The following is a 17,094-nucleotide window of genomic DNA, read 5'->3' on the forward strand; positions in this document are numbered from 1 at the left end:
GCCTCAGATCAGCAGACCCGCCGCGCCTTCGTGTTTCAGCAGCGCCACTTTCGTCTCGACCCCGCCGGGGGCGGAAAATCCGCCCAGCCCCGTGGCGCTCAGCACCCTGTGACAGGGGATGATGACGGGGATCGGGTTGCGCCCGCAGGCCTGGCCCACGGCCTGGGCCGGGCGGCCCAGCTGCTTCGCCAGGTCGCCATAGGTGCGCGTCTCGCCGAAGGGAATCGCGCACAGGCAGTCACAGACCCTCTGCACCAGGTCGGCCTCCTCGACCCGCAGGGGCAGGTCGAAATCCTGACGCGTCCCGGCGAAATAGGCCGCAACCTGCCCCGCCGCCTCGCACAGCAGATCGCAGGGCGCACCGCCTTGCATCTTGCGCCAGCCCGCCGCGACGATGGCCCCGCCCGACGCCCGCATGTGGAACGGGCCGAATGGCGTCTCGACAAGGTGAATGGTGGTGGATTCGGTCATTGCCGCAGTCTAGCCCTGCGCGCAGTGGCTGTCTTGCCCCCGAAATTGCCCCCGAATCCGCCCTGCCCGGCGCCGTCCCACAGGTCTCGCACCAAAGAAAAGATGCATATGCACAAGTTTACGCCGCGCCCTGCGTGACATGCACGTCAACTCCTGCCACAAGAGTCGCGGACGAAAGATAATTGCGTAACTGACCGGACAGTCAATAAACTGCCGGACGAGTCGGCGGTCATTCGACCGCACCAAGGGAGGACAACACATTGGCATTGCCCGAGCAACTTCAGAACCTGCGGATCCCGCTGATCGGCAGCCCGCTTTTCATCATCTCCAATCCGGACCTCGTGCTGGCCCAGTGCAAGTCGGGCGTGGTCGGGTCCTTCCCGGCGCTGAACGCGCGCGAAAAGGACGGCGAGGAGATCGAGCTGGAGAAGTGGCTGACCCGCATCAACGAAGAGCTCGACGCCCATAACCAGGCCAATCCCGACAGCCCCGCCGCGCCCTATGCCGTGAACCAGATCGTGCACCGCACCAATGCCCGGCTGGAACGCGACGTGGAGATCTGCGTCAAGCACAAGGTCCCGGTCTGGATAACCTCGCTGGGCGCGCAGGAATGGGTCTACGAGGCCGCGCATTCGGTGGGCGCCATCGTGCTGCACGACATCATCAACGACACGTTCGCGAAAAAGGCGATCTCCAAGGGCGCCGACGGCCTGATCGCCGTGGCGGCGGGCGCCGGTGGCCATGCAGGCGCGCTGTCGCCGCTGGCGCTGGTGCAGGAGATCCGCGAATGGTTCGACGGCCCGCTCTACCTGTCCGGCGCGATTGCCAAGGGCGACTCGATCCTCGCCGCCCAGGCCATGGGCGCCGATGGCGGCTATGCCGGGTCCGCCTTCATCGCCACCGAAGAAGCAAACGCTGTCGAAGGCTACAAGCAGATGATCGTCGAAAACGGCGCCTCCGACATCGTCTATTCCAACCTCTTCACCGGGGTCTGGGGCAACTACCTCAAGCCCTCCATCGCGGCGGCCGGCATGGACCCCGAGGCGTTGGAACGCTCCGATCCGTCGGCGATGAATTTCGGCTCGGCTGAAGGATCGAAGGCGAAGAAGTGGAAGGACATCTGGGGCTCCGGCCAGGGCATTGGCGCGGTGGATGAAATCCTGCCCGCCGCCAAGCTGATCGACCGGATGGCCGCCGAATACGAGGCCGCACAGGACCGACTGGCCAAGACCCTGGGCTGGACCCGCGCCTGACCCAAAGGTCGCCCCGCCTGACGGCGGGGCGACATCATCAATTTGGGATTGGAGCCCAGTCCTGCCCTACCGTTGTTTGGACTTTCGGTCCCCTTTGGCCGCAAGCCCCCGATCACTATTCCGCAAGGAGTGAGGGGGATTTCGAAGGGATCGTCCCGGACGCACGGGCTCAACTGAAAGCAGTATGGGAGATGTCTGCTTTGCGGTTCAGGGCGCCTGATGCTGTGGGGACGGACAGTTGCCGTTCCGTCAGAGGGAGGGAGCGGCATCACAATGGATGACTAGGGCCACTGCGGGCAGGAAGGGCGACACTCATCCCATGAACGTGTTCGGCAACAACGCCGCGGCAAGCCTGTTGAGGTTCTCGCGCAGCGCGTCCCTCGAGGACGGGCCGCCAAGATTGACCCGCAGGTATTCGCCGGGATCGCCCTGCACGGTAAACGCATCCGAAGGCATCAAGCCGATCGGGCGACGCGCCATCCGGGCGACGATATCCGCCCGCGTCACGCCTTTGGGCAGGCTGAGCCAGATGTTGAAAGCGTTTTCCGCCGACTGATAGCTGTGCCCTGCAAGAACGTCGTCCGCGATGGCCTGCCGGGCCGCGGTTTCAGACCGAATGAACCGCCGGATGCCGTCGGCCGTGCCATCCTCGATCCACTGGGTGGTCAGCGCCATGGACAGCGGCGAAGGCATCACCGACAGCGCCCGGATCGCCTGTGACAGGTGGTGGGCGCAACGCGGGGTCGGCGCGATGGTGTAGGCCAGACGCAGCCCCGCGCCGATACATTTGGCCAGACCGCCGATATGCCAGGTCAGGTCCGGCGCGGACAGCGCGATCGGGGCCGGCGCACGGGCCGGAATGAAACCATAGGCATCGTCCTCGATCAGGTTGAGGTCGTGATGGCGCAACCGTTCGGCAATGGCGAGCCGGCGGTCTTCGGGGATCGTCAGGGTCGTCGGGTTCTGCAGCGTCGGATTCAGGTAGAGCGCTTTCGGCGCGTGCAACCGCACCGCCTCGTCCAGCGCCTCGGGCAGGATGCCTTTCTCGTCTCCGGCGATGCCGATCAGCCTGAGCTGAAGACGCCCGGCGATATTGCGAATCCCCGGATAGGTGATGTCCTCGCACAGGATCACGTCGCCGGTCCGGGCAATGACCGACAGGATCGCCGTCATCGTTGCATGAGCGCCCGGTGTCACGGCGATCCGGTCCAGCGAGGGCACCATGCCCCGCATGCTGAGCCAGCTGGAGGCCGCGACACGGTCGCGTTCCGATCCGGTCGAGGACTGGTAGCGCAACAGGTCGATCAGGTTGTTCGAGACATAGCCCAGCCCCTCCTGCATCCGCCGTCGCAGCTCCGGGTCCACGGGTTCGGGCGGCATGTTCATCGCCAGATCCTCTTCGCGGGAGCGTGCCGGATCGGGGGCCGCGCTGACAGAGGTGCTGCGGACGAAGGTGCCGCGACCGACGTGGCTTTCGACATGACCACGGGCCTGCGCCTCGGCATAGCCGCGGGACACGGTGGTGAAGTCGATCTTCAGCCGCTCTGCCAGACGGCGCTGCGGCGGCAGGCGGTCGCCGGGCTTCAGGCGCCCGGCCCGGATGTCGGCGGCCAGGGCCTCGGCGATGGCGATGTAGCGCGGCTTGCCGCTTTCGATATCCGCAGGGGTCCAGTCGATCATTCTTTGCTCCATTCTGACCCGTGCCTACAGAAACCCGCCGGAAAATTGAAGCGGATTGTATGGATTATTGGTGGCAATTGATTCGTGTGGTAGATTGAGGACACTCAGATCGAATGCGGCAGACAGAATGTGATTACGCAGCACGCAGGTTTAGACCAAGCATGCTTGGGTTCTGAGCAAAAGTGAATCCAGATCGGGCATTTAATTGTATGTACATTGCACTGATAATTGATTCATACAATTCTCAGAGCGCACAAGATGATTACCCCTCAGCAAGGAGATCATCATGCCCGCAGTTACCCAGGAAGCGCACAAGGACGGCGACTATTTCGTCAATTATGAGGAAAAGGTCTTTGAAGACGTCAAAGCCGAAGAAGGCGAAAAGGCACTTGTCACCTTCCATACCGTCGCCTTCGAAGGCTCCATCGGCCTCGTGAACATCCTCAACGCCATCCGGCTGAACCGGAAAGGCTACGAAACCTCGATCCTTCTGTATGGCCCCGGCGTCACCCTCGGCATCCAGCGCGGCTTCCCGACGCTGGGCGACGAAGCCTTCCCCGGCCACCAGAACTTTGCCGCGAACCTGAACAAGTTCATGGGCGAAGGCGGCAAGGTCTATGCCTGCCGGTTCGCGCTTCAGGCGCTCTATGGCCATGGCGAGCCGTCGCTGCTGCCCGGCATCACGCCCATCGCGCCGCAGGACGTGCTGGACTGCATCCTTCTGCACAAGAAGGACAACGCCGTGATCATCGACACCTGGACCGTGTGATCCCGCAGGGCTCACGCCCTTTCCGCCGGGTCGGCCCCGCCCCTTCCGCCGACCCGGCCCCTTCCGACCGGAGGTATTCCATGCGAACCGACACGATCCGCGCCGCGGCCGTCCAGATCGCCCCCGACCTGTCGGGCCGGGCCGGCACGATCGAACGGGTCCTCAATGCGATTGCCGAAGCCGCCGACAAGGGCGCGCAGTTCATCGTCTTTCCCGAAACCTTCGTGCCCTACTACCCTTACTTCTCGTTCATCCTGCCGCCCGTGCAACAGGGCGCCCCGCATATGGACCTGATCGCCGAGGCCGTGGTCGTGCCCTCGCCGGAAACGCAGGCGGTGGCCGATGCCGCCGCCAAACGTGGCGTGGTCGTGGTGCTGGGGGTGAACGAACGCGATCACGGGTCGCTCTACAACACGCAGTTGATCTTCGATGCTGACGGCACCCTGGCGCTCAAGCGGCGCAAGATCACGCCCACCTACCACGAACGCATGGTCTGGGGCATGGGCGACGGTGCGGGCCTCAAGGTCGCGGATACCGCCGTCGGCCGCGTCGGCGCGCTGGCCTGTTGGGAGCATTACAACCCGCTCGCCCGTTACGCCCTGATGACCCAGCACGAGGAAATCCATGCAGGTCACTTCCCCGGCTCCCTCGTCGGGCCGATCTTCGGGGAGCAGATCGAGGTCACGATGCGCCACCACGCGCTGGAAGCCGGCTGTTTCGTCGTCAACGCCACCGGCTGGCTGACCGAAGAACAGATCGCCGAAATCCACCCCGACCCAAAGCTGCAGAAAGGGATCCGGGATGGTTGCATGACCTGCATCATCTCGCCCGAGGGACGGCATCTGGCCGATCCCCTGACCGAGGGCGAAGGCATCCTGATCGCCGATCTCGACATGCGGCTGATCGCCAAGCGCAAGCGCATGATGGACAGCGTCGGCCATTACGCGCGGCCCGAGATGCTGAGCCTGCTGCACGACACCCGCCCCGCCGTGACCCGCCACACCCGAGACGACGCGCCCTTTCCCGACCCCGCCTTTCAGGAGGAACAGGATGTCTGACCTAGCCCAATCCGATCTGATCAATGAACTCCAGACCCACGGGATGCGCCTCGTCGATCCCCGCGCCGGACAGGAAAGCCGACGCGGCGGCGCAGGGCCGTCGGACCACAAGGCGATCACCATCGGCGACACGACCGTGATGATCCCCGTGCACACCGCCCCCAGCTTCGAAAGCCCATACCTGGTCGAGGCCCCGGACGACACCGGCGCCGCCCGCGTGACACGGGATGGCGAAGAGGTCGCGCAGGTCCGTTTCCCGACCAAGGCAAAGTTCTATGCCCTGAAGACCGCCGACGGCATCCCCTACAGCCAGATCGCCGCGCTGCATTCCCGCGACGTGCTTGCGACGACAGTACTGCAAACCTGCATCCGCTACGAAAGCCGCAAGAAGACCTGCCAGTTCTGCGCCATTGGCCAAAGCCTCGCCGCCGGGCGCACCATTGCCCACAAGACGCCCGAGATGCTGGCCGAGGTCGCAAAGGCCGCGGTCGAGATGGACGGCGTCAAGCACATGGTTCTGACCACCGGCACGCCGAAGGGCAAGGACCGGGGCGCGCAGGTGATGGTGGACAGCGCCCGCGCGATCAAGGCCGCCGTCGACCTGCCGTTGCAGGGTCAGATCGAGCCGCCCGAGGATGATGCCTGGCACCAGCGCATGTTGGACGCCGGCATCGACACGCTCGGCATGCACCTCGAGGCCGTAACGCCCGAGGTGCGCGAGCGGATCATGCCGGGCAAGGCCACGGTTCCGGTCGAGAAATACCTCTCCAGCTTTGAGGCCGCGGTGAAGGTCTTCGGTCGCGGCCAGGTCTCGACCTATATCCTCGCCGGTCTGGGCGACACGCGGGAGGCAATCCTCTCGATGGCCGAAACGCTGACGGAAATGGGCGTCTACCCCTTCGTCGTGCCTTTCGTCCCGATCTCGGGCACGCCGCTGGAAAGCCACCCGACACCATCGTCCGAATTCATGGCCTCGATCCTCCGCCCGCTCGGCCAGATGATCGCGCGCAATGGCATCCTGTCCTCGGACATGAAGGCAGGCTGCGGCAAATGCGGGGCCTGCTCCGCGCTCTCCACCTACGAGAAACTGGCGCCCGACTCTGCGCCCATGCAGGAACGGAGGATCGCATGATCGAGCTTGAACCCCGCGCCTTCCACTGCCCCGGCTATTACATCCGCGCGGCCTCCAAACGGTTCGAAGCGGATGGCGCACAAGCCCTGCGACACCGGACCTTCGTCGAGGAACAGCGGATATTTCCCGACCATGATCGGGATGAGATCGACCTGATCGCAACTCATCTGGTGGCGCTCTCGACCTATGCCCACGAGGCCGATCAGGTGGTTGGCACGGTGCGCATCCACGAAGAAAGTCCTCGCCTCTGGTGGGGGTCGCGTCTGGCCGTGGACAGCGCCTTCCGCGCTGTAAGCCGTCTTGGAACCGAACTGATCCGGCTGGCCGTCTGCACCGCCAATGCGCGGGGCTGCGACACCTTCCTCGCCCATGTTCAGATGCAGAACGTCCCGCTCTTCGAAAAGCTGCACTGGACGCCGCTGCAAAAGGTCACGATCCACGGCACGCCGCATATGAAGATGCAGGTGGACCTGTCGCATTATCCGCCCTGCGCCGATCCGGTCACCGGCTGGTACCACCGCACGCAGAGCCGGGCCGCGTCATGATGGTGCATCCCGTCCCCTCCGCCCTTTCGGCCATGGCCGAGGCGCTGCGCAATCATCCCTCCATCCGGTCCAAGCTGGGGATCGCCGACGCGACCCGGGCGCTTGGACTCCGCGCCGAGAGCACGGGCCGCATCGGGGACGACGCCGCCGCCCTGCCCAACGGCGCGGGCTGGGACCTCGTGGCCGGCGAAGGGTTCATCCCGGCCTTCGTTGCGGACGATCCCTGGTTCGCGGGCTGGTGCGCCGTGATGGTGAACCTGTCGGACATCGCGGCCATGGGCGGCCGCGCGACGGCCCTGGTCGATCAGGTCTGGGCCCCGGATGTGGACACCGCAGCACCGGTGCTGCAAGGGCTGAAGGACGCCTCCGCCGCCTACGGCGTGCCGCTGGTCGGCGGACATACGAACCTCGCCGCGCCCTCCATCGGACTGGCGACCTCGGTCTTCGGCAAGGCGACGGCGCTGATCACCAGTTTCGACGCGCAGCCAGGCGACCTGCTGATCGCCGCCGTGGATCATCGCGGGGCCTATCGCAACTTCGACAATTTCTGCGCCGCGCTCGACGCCCCGGCGGACCGGCTGCGCGGCGATCTGGACCTGCTGCCCACGCTGGCCGAAGACGGTCTGGTCGCGGCAGGCAAGGATATCAGCCAGGGCGGCATCGCCGGGACGGCGCTGATGCTGGCCGAATGCTCGGGCGTCGGGATCGAGATCGACATCGACGCCGTGACCCCGCCTCCGGGCGTGCCCATCGACCGATGGCTGCGCAGCTTCCCCAGCTTCGGCTTCCTGCTCTCCGTTGCGCCCGACCAGGCCAATGATATCACCGCCCGCTTTGCCGCGCGCGGGATCGAGGCCAGCGCAATCGGGCGGATCACCGAAGGCAGCGCCGTCACCCTGACCCGGGCTGGCGAAACCGCCCTCTTCTGGGATCACGCTGCCACCCCCTATCTGGGCCTTGGCGGGCAGTCCGATGCCTGAAACCTTCTGGACCGTACGCTGGCCCGACGGGACAGAGGAACAGCTCTACTCCCCATCCTCCGTCGTGACCGACCTCTTCGAGCCGGGGCTCAGCTACCCCGTTCCCGATTTCCTGCATCGGTCCCGCATCGCGATGGAGCGCGCGTCGAACCGGGTCAAGGCCCGCTATGGCCACCCCTGTTCGCTGGCCATGGGGCAGCTTGACCGGATCGAACAGCGCATCGCCGGCTTCGACCCAAAGGGCGCGCCCGTCACCTGCCTGAAGATCACCCAATGAGGAGTGAGACGATGAAAGATACCCAGACCCCGCATATCCCCGTCGTGATCGTCGGTGGCGGTCAGGCGGGCCTCTCGACAGCCTACTGCCTGAAGCAGAAGGGGATCGACAGCATCGTCTTCGAGCGCAACAAGGCGTTCCATTCGTGGAAGGTGAACAGGTGGGACAGCTTCTGCCTCGTCACCCCCAACTGGCAATGCCGTCTGCCGGATTTCCATTACACGCGCGACTATGGCGGGACCGATCCCCATGGTTTCATGCTCCGGGATGAAATCACCGATTACCTCGACGCCTTTCTCGACCGCACCGCGCCCAACCTGCACGAAGGGGTCGTCGTGACCCGCGTCGCGCCCGTGGAAAGCGGCGGCTACGTTGTCGAAACCAGTATCGGCACGTGGACCAGTGACCAGGTGGTGATCGCGACCGGCGGTTACGACACCCCGATCGAGCCCGATTATGCCAAGAACCTCACGCCCGACGTCTTCCAGATACACTCCGTCGACTATCGCAATGTCGATCAGCTCCCCGAGGGCGGTGTGCTGATCGTCGGCACAGGTCAATCCGGTGTGCAGGTCATGGAGGATTTCACCCGCGCCGGGCGCGACGTGCACCTCGCCGTGGGCCCTGCCCCCCGCAGCCCGCGGAAATACCGGGGCCGGGATGCGACCGACTGGCTATTCGATGCGGGTCACTACGACATCACCATCGACCGGCACCCCGACCCGGTCAAGGCGATGACCCAGACCAACCACTACATGTCCGGCCGCGACGGCGGGAAAGAGATCGACCTGCGCCGCTTCCATGTCGACGCGGGCGTGTCGCTCTACGGTTCCCTTGCCGATATGGACGGCACCACAGTCCGCTTCCTGCCGGACCTCAAGAAGAACCTCGACGACGCCGACCGGTCCTATGTCGGGATCCGTGACCAGATCGACGCCTATATCGCGCGCGAAGGAATCGACGCGCCGGAAGAGCCGCCGTTCAAGAAGGTCTGGGAACCTGAGGAGGAGATCACCGAGATCGACATGACCGGACAGGGCATCACCTCGGTGCTCTGGGCCATCGGCTTCCGGCCCGACTATTCCTGGATCGAGGCGGATGTCTTCGAGGAACGCGGCAAGCCGGTCTACAGGCGCGGCGTGACCGATCAGCCGGGCCTCTACTTCATCGGCCTCGGCTGGTTGAATACCTGGGGATCGGGCCGTTTTTTGGGAATCGAAGAGGACAGCAGATACCTGGCAGACTGTATCGCTTCGGCTTGCCGGGTCACCTCGGGCGCTGTTGGCAGGTAAACGCAAAGCCTGACCTGACCTGCGCGTCCAGCCTTTTCGACCTAGTGCGGGTCCAGTTTGCCAATATCCTATGCGGCTTGTTTATCGCAGATCGCCATCACCGGAGGGTTGCGGTATCCGGCTCGGTATGACCCGCGAGCCGGATGGTCGAAGGGGGCCAGGGGGCTCTGCCCCCGTCGCTGCGCGACTCCCCCGGAGTATTTCTGGCAAGATGAAGAGGGAACAGGGCCTTTGCGGCCCTGTTTCTTCTTGCCGGCCCGGCGTCCCTGTCAGCCGGTGCGGCGCCCCTGCCCGGCCTCGTCGAAGCCCTGGAAGGTTGCGACTTCGCCGGTCTCGCGGCGCAGGGATTTGACCGCGTTGGCCTCGAAGGTTGCGTCGGGCCAGCCTAGCGCGACGCAGGTCAGGATCACCTGGTCCTCGGGGATATCGGCGCATTCGCGCACCACGGGCGATTGCATGATCCCCTGGCCGTTGATCACCGCCCCGAGGCCGCGGCTCCAGGCGGCGAGGACCAGGCCATAGGTCGCCGCGCCCGCGTCGAAGATGGCGACGGGGCCGTGATCGTTCAGCGCCCGGTCATAGGTCACCACGACCGAAACCGGCGCGTCGAACTGGCGGAAGCCGCGCATCACCCAGTCCTGCCGGCGCTCCGCATCGTGGCGCTCGATTCCCATGGCCGCAAAGAGCTGCTTGGCGATCTCCACCTGGCGGTCGCGATGCACGCCCTCGTACTTGCCATGGGCCGGGATCTCGCGCGAGGGGGGCACGCCGCCCAGCATCCGTTCGGTATTGCCCTTGCGCACGTTCTCCAGCACCTCACCGGTCAGCACGTGAAAGTGCCAGGGCTGGGTGTTCATCGAGGACGGCGCGTGGTTCGCCAGTGTCAGGATTTCCTCCAGCAACTCCCGCGATACCGGGTCATCGGTGAAACCGCGGATGCTGCGCCGCTCCTGCATTGCCTCGTCGAGGTCCATCTTCTTCTCCTTGCCTTGTCCTGTCGCGAAGGGCGCAGCCCCATGTGCCACGCCCCTGCTTCATCTTGCCAAAAATACTCCCGCCGGAGGCCATCGCCCGCGAGGGCGATCCCTCAGGCGGCCAGCCCGCCCGCCTCGCACAGCCGGTCCATGTGGAAATCCCGGTCGCCCCAGGCGATCTCCAGCATGGTCAGCCGCTTGAAGTAATGCCCGATCGCGTATTCCATCGTCATCCCCACGCCGCCATGCAGCTGGATCGACATCTGGCCCACATTGCGCGAGGCATCGCACATCTTCACCTTGGCCGAGGACAGCGCCAGGTCGCGCGCGGTTTCATCCTCATCCTCGCACATCACGCTGGCATACATGGCCATGGAGCGGACCTGCTCCTTCTCGACCACGGCGCCGGCGGCGATGTGCTGCAGCGCCTGGAACGACCCGATGGGGCGGCCGAACTGTTCGCGGCCCTTGATGTATTCCACCGTCTCGTCGATGGCGACTTCCATGCAGCCAAGCGCCTCGGCGATCGACGCCGACAGCGCGCGCGCCTCGGCCATGCCGATGGCGGTCTCGGCCGACACCCCGCCGGTCAGCGGCTCGCAGGGGGTGCCGTCAAAGGTGATCTCGGCGGCGCGCTTGCCGTCCTGGGTCTTGTAGGCCCGCGCCTCCATGCTGTCCGCGCCCTTGCGCACGAGGTAGAGGCCCAGCCCATCGGCGCCCTTGGCCGTCACGAAGATCAGGTCCGCCTCGGCGCCGAAAGTCACCACCGTCTTGGTGCCCGACAGCTTGCCGCCCTGTTCGGCGGTCTGGATGTCCTCGCCGCGGTCGATCATGCCGGGTTCAAGATGCGCCCAGGTTGGCATGATCTCTCCGCCGATGATCCCCTCGGCCAGACCGGCGCGCTGTTCGGCACTGCCCGCCTGCAGCAGCGCCGGCGCAATCGCCATCGCCTCGGCCCAGGGTTCGTTGGCCAGCGCGCGGCCCATGGCCTCGCCCACGATCATCGTCTCGACCGACGACCCGCCCAGGCCGCCTTCGTCTTCGGAAAACGGCAGGGCAAAAATCCCCAGCTCGGCAAAGCCGGTCCAGATGTCGCGGTCCAGCCCGCCTTCCAGGCCCATGTACTTGCGACGTTTCTCGAAATCGTACTTGTCGGCCAGGAAGCGCGTCAGGCTGTCCGACAGCATGCGCTGTTCATCACTCAGTTCGAAATTCATGTGTCCCTCCTCAGAGCCCCAGGATCGCCTTGGAGATGATCCCCTTCTGCACCTGGTCCGAGCCGCCGTAGATCGACGATTTGCGATAGTTGAAATAGTTGGGCGCGGCGCGTTCGGCCCAGTAGGGCCCGATCCGGGCATTGTCGCCCTCTTCGCCATCGGTCCAGGGCAGCGCCTGTTCGCCCGCCATCTCGACGAACAATTCGGTCATGCGCTGCACCATCTGCGCTCCCTTGATCTTGATGACCGAGGTCGCAGGATCGGGCTTGGACTGGTCCGCCCCCGCCTGCATCGACGACAGCACGCGCATCACGGTCATTTCCAGCGCCTTCAGCTCCACCTGCGCCTCGACATACTTGTCGCGGAACCGCGGATGATCCCAGAGCGGCTTGCCCCGCACGATCCGTTCCTTGGCGATCTCCTTCAGCTGCTCCAGCTTGGCCTGGGACGACCCGACGCGCGGCGCGCCCAGGCGTTCATTGCCCAGCAGGAACTTGGCATAGGTCCAGCCCTTGTTGACCTCGCCGATCAGGTTCTCGGCCGGCACTTTCACATCGGTGAAGAAGACCGAGTTGATCTCGTGCCCGCCATCCATGGTCTGGATCGGGTGCACCTCCACGCCCGGCGACGTCATGTCGACCAGCAGGAAGGAGATCCCCTCCTGTTTCTTGCCCTCGTTCGAGGTCCGCACCAGCAGGAAGATCCAGTCCGCGTGCTGGGCATAGGTCGTCCAGGTCTTCTGGCCGTTGACGATCCATTGCTGGCCCTCCTCGTCCCACTTGGCCGAGGTCTTGAGCGAGGCCAGGTCGGACCCGGCGCCGGGCTCCGAAAAGCCCTGGCAGAACCAGTAATCGAGGCTGGCGATCTTGGGCAGGAACTTCTTCTTCATCTCGTCGCTGGCAAACTGGATCAGCACCGGGCCGATCATGCCGACGTTGAAGCCCTGCGGATCGGGCGCACCGGCGCGCTGGTTTTCCTGCTGGAAGATGTACATCTGGGTCACCGACCAGCCCGGCCCGCCCCATTCCGCCGGCCATCGCGGCGTGGCCCAGCCCTTTTCGTGCAGCGCCTTGTGCCATTGTACGGTCATGTCCTTGGTGGGCGCGTTGCCCTTCTTCAGATGCTCGCGGGTTTCATCGGGCAGGTTCGCCTCGATGAACTCGCGAACCTCCATCCGGAACGCCTCTTCTTCGGGGGTGAATTTCAGTTCCATGTCAGCTCCTTACACGGCGTTCTTCACGCAGTTTCCTCGGCCGCGCTGGCCAGTTCCTGTTCCTTCAGCATCTTGCGCGATGCCTTGCCCACGGCGGTCCGGGGCAGTTCGTCCCGGAACTCCAGGTGGCGCGGGATCTCGTGCCGGCCCAGCTTGTCGGCCAGGAAATCCTGCAGCTCTTCCAGGGTGAATTTCGACGCGCCGGGGTTCAGCATCACGAAGGCCTTGGCGCTTTCGCCGCGATAGGCGTCGGGGACGCCGATCACCATCGCCTCCAGCACGTCGGGATGCTGGTGGATCGCGTTCTCGATGGTCAGCGGGTAGACGTTGAAGCCGCCCGACAGGATCAGGTCCTTCTTGCGGTCGACGATGAAGAACCAGCCGTCTTCATCCATGTAACCGATATCGCCGGTCAGGAAGTAGCCGTCCTTGGTATAACAGGCGGCGTTTTCCTCGTCCGAGCGGTTCCAGTAGCCCTGCGTGACGTTCGGCCCCTTGATCGCCATCTCACCGGATTGGTTGGGGCCCAGTTCCTTTTCGCAATCGTCCACGTCGACGATCTTCATGTCGACGCCCGGCACCGGAACGCCGATCGTGCCCAGCTTTTCGTCCGGCATCCCCTTGGGGACGGTCGTGCCCGCCGGCGAGGTTTCGGTCATGCCCCAACCACCCCGGATCTTCAGGCCCGTCAGCTGCTTCACGCGGTTATAGACCTCCACCGGCAGCGGCGCGCCGCCCGACCCGACATATTCCAGCGAGGACAGATCGCGGCTGTCGATATCGGGAATGGCCAGGATCGCGATCCAGGTCGTCGGGACGCCGCCGAGGCTGACGATGCCCTTCTCCTCGATCTCCTTGATCGCGCTTTCCGCGTCGAAGCGCAGGCGCAGGCACATCGTGCCGCCCTCGCTGACGCGTTTGATCATGCCCGAGCTCAGCCCCATGATATGGAACAGCGGCGAATAGCCCAAAGCCGGTTTCCCCGGCTTCGAGGACGGTTCGTTCTTGCCCATCTCCGAATACATCTGCGACGTCGTGGCAAGATTCGAATGTGTCAATATTGCCGCCTTGGGAATGCCCGTCGTGCCACCGGTATATTGCAAAAGTGCAATATCCTCGGGCGCCGTTTCGGCCGCTTCCATGGGCTCCGCGCTGTGTCCGGCAAGCAATTCCTCGATCCCGTGGGCGCCCGGCAGGACCGGACAATCGCGCCCCTGCGCCGACACCGGATCGGGGCACAGGTAGAGCGGCGGACAGCTCCCCTCCGCCAGCAGCGCGGGGAAACGCCCGGCGAATTCCGGCGTGGTCAGCGAAATCACCAGCTTGGCGCCGCTATCCTTCAGCTTATGCTCGATCTCGCGCGTGGCATCGAGCGGCGACAGATGCGTCACCGTCGCCCCCGCCCAGAGCGTCCCGAAGAAGAAGATCGGATGCCAGGGACAGTTCGGCAGGTGCAGCGCGACCCGGTCGCCCTTTTCGATGCCCGCCGCCTTCAGCGCCCGCGCGGCCTGACTGACCAGCCCGTGCATCTGCGCATAGGTGTATTCCTTGCCGTAATACTCGATCATCACGATGTCCGAGAATTCGGCAAAGGCCCGCGTCATCCGGTCGTTGACCGTCTGCGGAACGGGCTGGAAATGCGGATCAACCCCCTCGGCGTACCATTTGTACCACGGACGTTCCCTTGCGCTCATCATCCCCTCCCCTGGGTGATCAATTTCCTGGAACGGCACCGGGGCCGCCCCGGCCCCATTCGGGCCGGGTTCGCGACATCCCTGATATGTTCCTCCCTGCAAAACCTTTCCGCATCGCAGAAATGGATTTTGCACTCAGACCCACGCTAATTCATGCCGTCGGCAGGCGTCAATGCCTATTGACCGCGCGGTAGAAAACCTGAACCATGCGCTTAAAAACGGGAGGAGAACATGCTGGATCGCAGATGCGACAGCCTGGCCCAGGCCTTTGAAGGCATTGGCGACGGCGCCCGCGTGATGGTCGCTGGTTTTGGCGAGGCGGGCCGTCCCAACATGCTGATCAAGGCGCTTTTGGACAGCGGGATCAAGGACATAGACCTGATCTCGAACAATGCGGGCGACGGTGAAACCGGCCTCGCCGCGCTGTTCTACGCGGGCCGCGTGCGCAAATTGACCTGCTCTTTCCCGCGCGGCGCGATGCGCGAACTGGCGATGGAGCTTGTCACCTCCGGCCGGATGGAGCTCGAGGTGATGCCCCAGGGCACCCTGGCCGAGCGGATACGCGCCGGTGGCTGCGGAATCCCAGCCTTCTACACCCCCACCTCCTTCGGCACGCTGATCGCCGAGGGCAAGGAAACCCGCCATTTCAACGGGCGCGGCCATGTGCTGGAAACCGCGATCACCGCCGAAATCGGGCTGGTCAAGGCGCACAAGGCCGACCGCTACGGCAACCTGACCTTCGAAAACCTCGCCCGCAATTTCAATCCGCTGGTCGCCGCCGCCGCCACCTGCACCATCGTCGAGGCCGACGAGATCGTCGAACTGGGCGATATCGACCCCAACAACGTCCATTCCCCCGGCATCTTCACCAATCACCTTTTCACCACCCGGCCCGTCCCCGAGGACAGCTGGCAGGATTGGAAGGAAACCGCATGACCCCGCTGACCCGCGACGGCATCGCCGCGCGCCTTGCCCAGGACATCCAGGATGGCTGGCACGTCAATTTCGGCATCGGGATGCCGGAACTGGTCGCCAATTACCTGCCCGAGGGGCGCGAGATCCTGCTGCATTCCGAAAACGGCATCCTCGGCATGGGTCCCTACCCGGACGAAAAGGATATCGACTGGACGCTGATCAATGCCGGCAAGAAACCAATCACGATGATCAAGGGCGCCTCGCTCTTCGATCATGCCTGGTCCTTCGGCATCGTGCGCGGCGGCCACCTGGAACTCTGCGTGCTAGGCGGCTACCAGGTCGCGCCCAACGGCGACCTGGCCAATTGGGCGCGCGACGCAGATGACCCGCTGCCCGCGATCGGCGGTGCCATGGACCTCGCCGCCGGGGCGCAGCGCATCTATGTCATGATGACCCACAACGCCAATAACGGCGCGGCCAAGCTGCTGACATCCTGCACCTATCCGCTGACCGGCGCGGGCATCGTCAAGAAGGTCTTCACCGACCTCGCCGTGATCGAGGTGACGGATGACGGCTTCCTCGTCACCGACATGATCCCCGGCCTCTCCCGCGAGGAATTGCAGGCGCGCTCCGACGCGCCGCTGGCCTTTTCCGACACGATCGCAGACCTGACCGACCGCGCCGCATGACCCATCACCCCAAGGACCCGACCGTGGCAGAGCCCTATCTGCTGCAAAAGACACTCGGCTATCGCATCACCAGGTGGGAGGTCGACCTGGCCGAGGTGCAGCTGGATCTCGAAGAAAAGCACATGAACCGCAACATGACGCCCCACGGGGGCATCTATGCGCTTCTGCTGGATACGGCCTGCGCCTTCTGCGGCTCCTGCCCGCCCGAAGGACAGCCCTATCGCGTGCCGCAGACCCTGTCGCTCAACACCTCGTTCCTGGGCGTGCCCAAGGGCCAGCGGCTGATCTGTACGGCCCGCAAGATCGGCGGCGGCTATCGCAACTGGTTCGCCGAGGGCGAGGTGCTGGACGAAACCGGCACCCTGCTCTGCCGTGGCTCGGCCACGCTGCGCTACCTCTCGCCCAAGGGCGCGTCATGAACGCGCCGCAGGGAAGCCCGGGCTATACCGGCATGCTCCGCCTCATCGGCTTTGCCTTCGACAAGCGGTACGAGGGCGGGATCGAAGGCCATCTCGATGTGCGCGAGGATCACGTGAACCGCGCCGGCACCGTGCATGGCGGTGTGTATGCCACGATGCTGGATGCCGTCTGTTCCGGGGCCGGCATGTATTGCCCTCACCCCGGTCGGATGCGCGTCGCCGTGACCCTGTCGCTGACGGTCAATTACGCGGGCGCCTGTTCAGCGGGCCGGATCTTTGCCAAGGGCTGGGTCACGAAACAGGGCAAGTCGGTCTATTACTCGGCGGGCGAGATCCGGGACGAGGATGACAACCTGCTGGCCCATGCGGTCGGCACGTTCAAATACGTCATGAACAGCGGCGGGCCCGAGGGCATCCCGAACCCGCGCGAAAACGGTTAACCGTTCCTCGGGGCATCGTTCCGGCGCACCGACGCAATACCGACGTGATACCGACGCAATACCAATGCCGGTTTTC

At 64.8% G+C, this 17,094-nt stretch carries 18 protein-coding genes; 12 read left to right on the top strand and 6 right to left on the bottom strand.

All coding sequences use genetic code 11. The annotated features are described in order from the left end of the window. Nucleotides 1–3 precede the first annotated feature (3 nt). The gene (locus ATO9_RS09685; RefSeq protein ID WP_043747876.1) at nt 4–471 is read right to left on the bottom strand and encodes a methylated-DNA--[protein]-cysteine S-methyltransferase; all 468 of its coding nucleotides are present in this window, start codon (nt 469–471) and stop codon (nt 4–6) included. 260 nt (nt 472–731) lie between these two features. Between ATO9_RS09685 and ATO9_RS09690 the strand changes: the two genes are divergently transcribed. Further along, on the top strand, nt 732–1,724 hold the full coding sequence (locus ATO9_RS09690) for an NAD(P)H-dependent flavin oxidoreductase (protein ID WP_043747879.1): 993 nt from the start codon (nt 732–734) through the stop codon (nt 1,722–1,724). A 312-nt stretch (nt 1,725–2,036) separates the two neighbouring features. On the opposite strand, the gene ATO9_RS09695 is transcribed toward ATO9_RS09690, so the two are convergent. After that, nucleotides 2,037–3,404 carry an aminotransferase-like domain-containing protein gene (locus tag ATO9_RS09695; protein WP_043747881.1) on the bottom strand — a complete coding sequence of 456 codons (1,368 nt, stop codon included), beginning with the start codon at nt 3,402–3,404 and terminating at the stop codon, nt 2,037–2,039. A gap of 286 nt (nt 3,405–3,690) precedes the next feature. On the opposite strand from ATO9_RS09695, the gene ATO9_RS09700 reads away from it, so the two are divergent. The 7 genes from ATO9_RS09700 (at nt 3,691) to ATO9_RS09730 (ending at nt 9,457) form a co-directional block, all read left to right on the top strand. Further along, nucleotides 3,691–4,173 carry an MSMEG_0572/Sll0783 family nitrogen starvation response protein gene (locus ATO9_RS09700; protein ID WP_043747883.1) on the top strand — a complete coding sequence of 161 codons (483 nt, stop codon included), beginning with the start codon at nt 3,691–3,693 and terminating at the stop codon, nt 4,171–4,173. A gap of 80 nt (nt 4,174–4,253) precedes the next feature. After that, nucleotides 4,254–5,231 (top strand): Nit6803 family nitrilase, encoded by a 978-nt coding sequence (locus ATO9_RS09705; protein ID WP_043747886.1) that lies wholly within the window; start codon nt 4,254–4,256, stop codon nt 5,229–5,231. Further along, nucleotides 5,224–6,363 carry an MSMEG_0568 family radical SAM protein gene (locus tag ATO9_RS09710; RefSeq protein WP_052418213.1) on the top strand — a complete coding sequence of 380 codons (1,140 nt, stop codon included), beginning with the start codon at nt 5,224–5,226 and terminating at the stop codon, nt 6,361–6,363. The genes ATO9_RS09705 and ATO9_RS09710 overlap by 8 nt, the downstream gene beginning before the upstream one ends. Then, nucleotides 6,360–6,908 (top strand): MSMEG_0567/Sll0786 family nitrogen starvation N-acetyltransferase, encoded by a 549-nt coding sequence (locus ATO9_RS09715; protein ID WP_043747889.1) that lies wholly within the window; start codon nt 6,360–6,362, stop codon nt 6,906–6,908. The genes ATO9_RS09710 and ATO9_RS09715 overlap by 4 nt, the downstream gene beginning before the upstream one ends. Beyond that, a complete protein-coding gene (locus ATO9_RS09720) occupies nt 6,905–7,888 on the top strand; it encodes a sll0787 family AIR synthase-like protein (RefSeq protein WP_238318709.1) in 984 nt (327 codons plus the stop codon). Before ATO9_RS09715 ends, ATO9_RS09720 begins: the two co-directional genes overlap by 4 nt. Beyond that, nucleotides 7,881–8,165 carry an MSMEG_0570 family nitrogen starvation response protein gene (locus ATO9_RS09725; protein ID WP_043747892.1) on the top strand — a complete coding sequence of 95 codons (285 nt, stop codon included), beginning with the start codon at nt 7,881–7,883 and terminating at the stop codon, nt 8,163–8,165. The genes ATO9_RS09720 and ATO9_RS09725 overlap by 8 nt, the downstream gene beginning before the upstream one ends. A gap of 11 nt (nt 8,166–8,176) precedes the next feature. After that, nucleotides 8,177–9,457, top strand: a complete 1,281-nt coding sequence (locus ATO9_RS09730; RefSeq protein ID WP_043747894.1) for an MSMEG_0569 family flavin-dependent oxidoreductase — start codon at nt 8,177–8,179, stop codon at nt 9,455–9,457. Nucleotides 9,458–9,726: 269 nt separating this feature from the next. On the opposite strand, the gene ATO9_RS09735 is transcribed toward ATO9_RS09730, so the two are convergent. From ATO9_RS09735 to ATO9_RS09750, 4 genes are all read right to left on the bottom strand, one after another. Then, the gene (locus ATO9_RS09735) at nt 9,727–10,431 is read right to left on the bottom strand and encodes a nitroreductase (RefSeq protein ID WP_043747897.1); all 705 of its coding nucleotides are present in this window, start codon (nt 10,429–10,431) and stop codon (nt 9,727–9,729) included. A gap of 113 nt (nt 10,432–10,544) precedes the next feature. Next, the gene (locus tag ATO9_RS09740) at nt 10,545–11,648 is read right to left on the bottom strand and encodes an acyl-CoA dehydrogenase family protein (RefSeq protein WP_043747901.1); all 1,104 of its coding nucleotides are present in this window, start codon (nt 11,646–11,648) and stop codon (nt 10,545–10,547) included. A 10-nt stretch (nt 11,649–11,658) separates the two neighbouring features. After that, nucleotides 11,659–12,861: an acyl-CoA dehydrogenase family protein gene (locus ATO9_RS09745; RefSeq protein WP_043747903.1), complete on the bottom strand. Its 1,203-nt coding sequence runs from the start codon at nt 12,859–12,861 to the stop codon at nt 11,659–11,661. 23 nt (nt 12,862–12,884) lie between these two features. Continuing rightward, nucleotides 12,885–14,555: an AMP-binding protein gene (locus tag ATO9_RS09750; RefSeq protein WP_043748631.1), complete on the bottom strand. Its 1,671-nt coding sequence runs from the start codon at nt 14,553–14,555 to the stop codon at nt 12,885–12,887. Nucleotides 14,556–14,786: 231 nt separating this feature from the next. Between ATO9_RS09750 and ATO9_RS09755 the strand changes: the two genes are divergently transcribed. Genes ATO9_RS09755 through ATO9_RS09770 form a run of 4 tightly spaced genes read left to right on the top strand, consistent with a single transcriptional unit; the run spans nt 14,787 to nt 17,018 of the window. Next, a complete protein-coding gene (locus tag ATO9_RS09755) occupies nt 14,787–15,491 on the top strand; it encodes a 3-oxoacid CoA-transferase subunit A (protein ID WP_043747906.1) in 705 nt (234 codons plus the stop codon). Continuing rightward, nucleotides 15,488–16,159 carry a 3-oxoacid CoA-transferase subunit B gene (locus ATO9_RS09760; protein WP_043747909.1) on the top strand — a complete coding sequence of 224 codons (672 nt, stop codon included), beginning with the start codon at nt 15,488–15,490 and terminating at the stop codon, nt 16,157–16,159. Before ATO9_RS09755 ends, ATO9_RS09760 begins: the two co-directional genes overlap by 4 nt. Beyond that, nucleotides 16,156–16,578, top strand: coding sequence for a PaaI family thioesterase (locus ATO9_RS09765; protein WP_043747913.1), 423 nt, complete (start codon nt 16,156–16,158; stop codon nt 16,576–16,578). Before ATO9_RS09760 ends, ATO9_RS09765 begins: the two co-directional genes overlap by 4 nt. Continuing rightward, nucleotides 16,575–17,018 carry a PaaI family thioesterase gene (locus ATO9_RS09770; RefSeq protein WP_043747915.1) on the top strand — a complete coding sequence of 148 codons (444 nt, stop codon included), beginning with the start codon at nt 16,575–16,577 and terminating at the stop codon, nt 17,016–17,018. Before ATO9_RS09765 ends, ATO9_RS09770 begins: the two co-directional genes overlap by 4 nt. Nucleotides 17,019–17,094: the final 76 nt, after the last annotated feature.

The organism is Pseudooceanicola atlanticus (assembly GCF_000768315.1).
GTDB lineage: Bacteria > Pseudomonadota > Alphaproteobacteria > Rhodobacterales > Rhodobacteraceae > Pseudooceanicola > Pseudooceanicola atlanticus.